6 protein-coding genes are annotated in these 4,788 nt (G+C 64.7%); all 6 read left to right on the plus strand.

Annotation, left to right across the window (positions count from 1 at the left end):
• The coding region (locus tag AC1VTH_RS06690; protein ID WP_481335386.1) for a MerR family transcriptional regulator at positions 1 to 434 on the plus strand (434 nt) is incomplete at its 5' end.
• A gap of 213 nt (positions 435 to 647) precedes the next feature.
• Positions 648 to 1,397, plus strand: coding sequence for a nitroreductase family protein (locus AC1VTH_RS06695; protein ID WP_481335387.1), 750 nt, complete (start codon positions 648 to 650; stop codon positions 1,395 to 1,397).
• Positions 1,398 to 1,470: 73 nt separating this feature from the next.
• Positions 1,471 to 2,382, plus strand: a complete 912-nt coding sequence (locus tag AC1VTH_RS06700) for an SPFH domain-containing protein (protein ID WP_481335388.1) — start codon at positions 1,471 to 1,473, stop codon at positions 2,380 to 2,382.
• Positions 2,379 to 3,017, plus strand: coding sequence for an epoxyqueuosine reductase QueH (locus AC1VTH_RS06705; protein WP_481335389.1), 639 nt, complete (start codon positions 2,379 to 2,381; stop codon positions 3,015 to 3,017). Before AC1VTH_RS06700 ends, AC1VTH_RS06705 begins: the two co-directional genes overlap by 4 nt.
• A gap of 245 nt (positions 3,018 to 3,262) precedes the next feature.
• Positions 3,263 to 4,063 (plus strand): SDR family NAD(P)-dependent oxidoreductase, encoded by an 801-nt coding sequence (locus AC1VTH_RS06710; protein ID WP_481335390.1) that lies wholly within the window; start codon positions 3,263 to 3,265, stop codon positions 4,061 to 4,063.
• A gap of 59 nt (positions 4,064 to 4,122) precedes the next feature.
• Positions 4,123 to 4,392, plus strand: a complete 270-nt coding sequence (locus AC1VTH_RS06715) for a malic enzyme-like NAD(P)-binding protein (protein ID WP_481335391.1) — start codon at positions 4,123 to 4,125, stop codon at positions 4,390 to 4,392.
• Positions 4,393 to 4,788: the final 396 nt, after the last annotated feature.

The raw sequence follows: 4,788 nt of genomic DNA on the forward strand, positions 1-4,788 counted from the left end.
CCACGAGGCCGCCCACCGGCCCCGTCGCCGCTGGCAAGCTCCACACCATGAAGGAGGTGTGCGAGGAGTGCGGCATGACCTACGAGACGCTCAAGTTCTACTGCAACCGCGGCCTGGTGCCCAACGTCAAGCGTGACGCCAACAATCGCCGCGTGTTCGACGACCGCGACGTTGCCTGGCTCAATAGTCGCTCGTGCCTCGAGCGCTGTAACATGTCCATCTCCGAGATGCAGCACTACCTGGACCTGTGCGTGCGCGGCAAGGCGACGATCCCCGAGCGCAAGGTGTTCCTCGCGGCCAAGCATGCCGAGCTCGAGCGCCAGATGGAGCAGATTCAGGCGGCGATTGACTATATCGATTGGAAACAGGAATTCTACGACGGCGTTCTCTCGGGCAAGACGGAGTACTTCTCCTACGTTGCACCGGAGGACTAGCGGGTCCACAAGCCCGTGCGGCGTGCGGAGAGGGAAGGGAGGAAGGGTAAAACCTCTCCGCACGCCGCGCTTGCGCATATAATCCCGTGCGTTCGTTGCATCTGTGTTTCGCAAGCTAGACGTTAACATAGTCGAAAAGTAGCTTACGAGTGTCTTACACATTCGGGCCCCTGCGGACACCCCGCCGTCCCGCACATGCCGAGAGGATCTTCCATGAACGAGGTCATGTCACAGCTCTTTGCTCGCAAGTCCACGCGGGCCTTCACCGACGAACTCGTGAGCGAGGCCGACGAGCGCGCCATCCTAGAGGCCGCCTGCCAGGCGCCCACCGCCGGCAACCAGCAGCTCTACAGCATCATCGTGGCACGCGACCCCACCCTCAAGCAGGCGCTTGCCCACACCTGCGACGACCAGCCCTTCATCGCCAAGGCGCCGCTCGTCCTCGTCTTCTGCATCGACGTTCGCCGCTGGTGGCGCGCCTTCGAGCTTGCGGGCGCCGCTCCCCGCCGCCCCGGCAAGGGAGACGCGCTGCTTGCCCTCGAGGACGTCATGTGTGCGGCGCAAAACGCCGTGGTTGCGGCTCATTCCCTGGGGATCGGCTCGTGCTACATCGGCGACATCCTCGAGCGGCATGAGGAACAGAGCAGGCTGCTGAGGTGCCCCCGCTACGTGGTGCCTGCGGCGATGCTCGTGATGGGACACCCCACGGCCCACCAGCTCGAGCGCAAGAAGCCGCGCCGCTTTGACCTCGAGAGCGTGGTCTTCGAGAACAGCTACCAGGACCTGCCCGATGACGAGCTGCTCGGCGTGCTCTCCCAGAAGGAGGGCCACACCTCAGACCCCGACGACGGCCTCGAGGCCTGGCTTGGCGCCTTCTGCCGCCGCAAGTGGAACTCGGACTTCTCGCGCGAGATGAGCGACTCGGCGGCCCGCATGCTCGAGGACTTCGACTACGCGGATTAGTGTCACGCAGCTGCGCTATAGTCTCCCTCAATTGGCCGGAACAAGTCGCCGGCCGCAAGACCAAGGAGTCATCATGGCCCTCATCGTTCTCGTCATCATCGTCGTCGTGGTCGCGGTGCGCTGCGGCTACGTCGTGCGTCAGCAGCATGTTGCCATCATCGAGCGCCTGGGTCGCTTCTGCGGCATCAAGGGCCCGGGCTTTCACGTTATGATCCCCTTCATCGACACCGCCCACGACGTCGACCTCATGACCGAGGACCAGCATATGACGTTTGACGCCAAGACGCACGACAACGTCACGATCGAGCTCGACGTCTCGATCCAGTACCACGTTGACGCCACGCACGCCAACATGGGCGCGGAGTCGGGCATCTGGAAGAGCTTCTATACCCTCACCGATCCCGTGAGCCAGATGAAGGACTACCTGGCAGACGCCCTGCGCAGCCAGATTCCCAACCGTACGCTCGACGAGGTCTTCTCCGAGAAGGACGCCATTGCCACTGCCATCGATGAGGTCGTGGCCACCAAGATGCTCGACTACGGCTACGTGCTCGTGACGACCCTTATCACCTCGATTCGCCTGCCGGCCGAGGTCCAGGAGTCGATGAACCGCATCGTGGCGTCCAAGAACAACCTCGAGAGCGCCCGCAATGACGCCGAGGCGGCCCGCGCCAAGACCGTCATCGCCGCCCAGGCCAAGGCCGAGGCCATGGCTGCCGAAGGCAAGGGCATCGCTGACCAGCGCATTGCCATAGCCCGTGGCATCAAGGAGTCGATCGACACCATCAAGGGCTCGGAGCTCTCGAGCGAGGAGGCAAACCGCCTCTTCGAGTTCACCCAGTGGGTCTCGATGATGGAGTCCTTTGCCGAGAAGGGCTCTTCGAGCGTGGTCTTGCCCGGCGACTTCTCGAGCGCGAGCAGCCTCTACGAGCAGCAGCTCGCTGCTCGCGTTACGCCCAACCCTGAGGGAGGGAAGCGCGCGTGACGCCTCTTGCCCTGCACGCCTGCTGCGGTCCCTGCTCGCTCGAGCCCCTGAAGCACCTGCGCGAGGAGGGCTTTGAGCCCACCATCCTGTGGGACAATCCCAACATCCAGCCCGTCGCCGAGCACGACCTGCGCCTGGCGACCCTGCTTGCCTGGGCAGATGCCAAGGGCATCGCTGTGGTGCGCTGCGAGCGCGGCGCGGGGAGCGGGCTGGTGGGCACCAAGACGGCCGCCGAGCAGCGCGAGGCCTGGGAGCGCGCCTGCGCCCCGCTGGGGTTTAACCGCGAGGCCCGCTGCCGAGCCTGTTACGCCATCCGTCTCTCCCAGGCCTGCGTCGCGGCCCGCGATCTGGGCTTTACCCACATCTCGACCACCCTTGCCGTCTCGCCCTACCAGCTGTTTGACGAGTGCTCTGAGATTCTCGAGCGGCAGGCCCGAGCGCACGGACTTGTGCCCGTGATCCGCGACTGGCGCCCCTTCTACGCCGACGCCACCCGCGAGAGCCGTGAGCTGGGGATGTATCGCCAGAACTACTGCGGCTGCCGCTTTTCCGCGGCCGAGGCGGCGATCGAGCGCCACGAGCGCCGCGACGAGCGAAAGCGCGCTAAGGCCGAGGCGAGGAAGGCGTCTCGCTAGCTGCGCCATCCGCGTGCCGTGAGCGCCTGATCTGCTGCGTTATAGGCGTGCGAGAAGAGCGGCACCACGGAGACGTGCCGTTCGCGGCCGCATGGCTACCGCTCACCGCCGCACCTGCCGCCCGCGTGGCTCTGACGCCCCGCTCGTCCGGAAGGCCGTCGGTATCAAGAATCGATTGGGATACGGTTTGAGGCCCCTGGCGAACCACGCAGAAGCGCTTGGAGCCGACGATCTGGGAGGCAGACATGGGCCTGTTCACTGGCAAGACCGTCATCGTCACCGGCGGCGGCAAGGCAACCCTCAAGGACGGCAGCGCCGGCTCCATCGGCTATGGCATCGACATCGCGTTTGCCAAGGAGGGCGCAAACCTCGTCATCACCGGCCGCAACGTCGCCAAGCTCGAGGCCGCCAAGGAGTCGCTCGAGGCAGACTACGGCATCAAGGTTCTGCCCGTCGCCGCCGACGTCTCCGCCGGCCAGGACAACGAGGCCGTTGTCCAGAACGTCATCGACCAGGCCATCGCTGAATTCGGCCGCATCGACGCCCTTGTGAACAACGCCCAGGCCTCGGCCTCCGGCGTCACGATCGCCGACCACACGATGGACCAGTTCAACCTCGCCATCTACTCCGGCCTCTACGCCACGTTCCTCTACATGCAGAAGGCCTACCCGCACCTCAAGGAGACCAAGGGCTCCGTCGTGAACTTCGCCTCCGGCGCCGGCCTCTTCGGCAACTACGGCCAGTGCTCCTACGCTGCCGCCAAGGAGGGCATCCGCGGCCTCACCCGCGTTGCCGCCAACGAGTGGGGCAAGGACGGCGTCAACGTCAACATCGTCTGCCCGCTTGCCTGGACGACCCAGCTCGAGAACTTCGAGGCCGCCTATCCCGAGGCCTTCAAGGCCAACGTCCACATGCCGCCCGCCGGCCACTACGGCGACGTCGAGAAGGAGATTGGCCGCGTCGTCGTCCAGCTCTGCGGTCCCGACTTCAAGTACATGAACGGAGAGACGGTTACCCTCGAAGGCGGCATGGGTCAGAGGCCGTAAGGTTTCTGCAATCTGTTTCGCGCGACTGTTCTGACGAGGCCCTCGCCGCGGGTGTCGCCATCGCCGCAACCGGTCGCTCGGGCTTCTCGAACCAGACCAACAACGTGCTCGCCTTCCCAGATATTTTCCGTGGCACGCTCGACGTCCGCGCGTCCGACATCAACGATGAGATGATGGAGGCGGTCACCTGCGTCATCACCGGTCTGGTGGATGACGAGAGGCGCAACGCCGAGTACATCATCCCCGGCGTCTTTGACGGGCGCGTGGCCGCAGCCGTGGCTACTGCTGTGTCCGGGGCCGCCCGCAAGTCTGGCGTGGCCAGGATCTAGCTGGCGAGCATCGCGTGTCCGCGACGGGCGAGTGCGGGGGCGCGCGGATGACATAGCCGTTCGTTTGGCAGCCTCGGCCCCGGTGGTTGGGGCTGCTTCTCGTTGGCGCGATGCTGCCCAGCCCCCGAAACCCACGTTTTATAACGTTTCTGGCCCGTTTTGACGGTCGAAACGTTATAAATCGTGGGCCTCGGCGACTTGCGGCGGCGTCGACGGCAGATGGGCTTCGGCGACTATCGGCAGTGCCGACGGCAGCCCTGCCTTGCCTCCGGTGCCTCCCCTCCGCCGCAAATCCCCCCAGACTGCCTATCGATTTCCTGCCATATATAAGGAATAATTATATTTTTAGGTTTAAAGGCTCTTCCAGGTGTCTGGATGGGGCCTGAAAACGGCGGG

The sequence above is a fragment of the Parolsenella sp. genome (assembly GCF_982402205.1).

Coding starts and splice junctions, on each gene's coding strand:
- AC1VTH_RS06695 (WP_481335387.1), top strand. CDS start 648: ATGAACGAGGTCATGTCACAGCTCTTTGCTCGCAAGTCCACGCGGGCC.
- AC1VTH_RS06700 (WP_481335388.1), top strand. CDS start 1,471: ATGGCCCTCATCGTTCTCGTCATCATCGTCGTCGTGGTCGCGGTGCGC.
- AC1VTH_RS06710 (WP_481335390.1), top strand. CDS start 3,263: ATGGGCCTGTTCACTGGCAAGACCGTCATCGTCACCGGCGGCGGCAAG.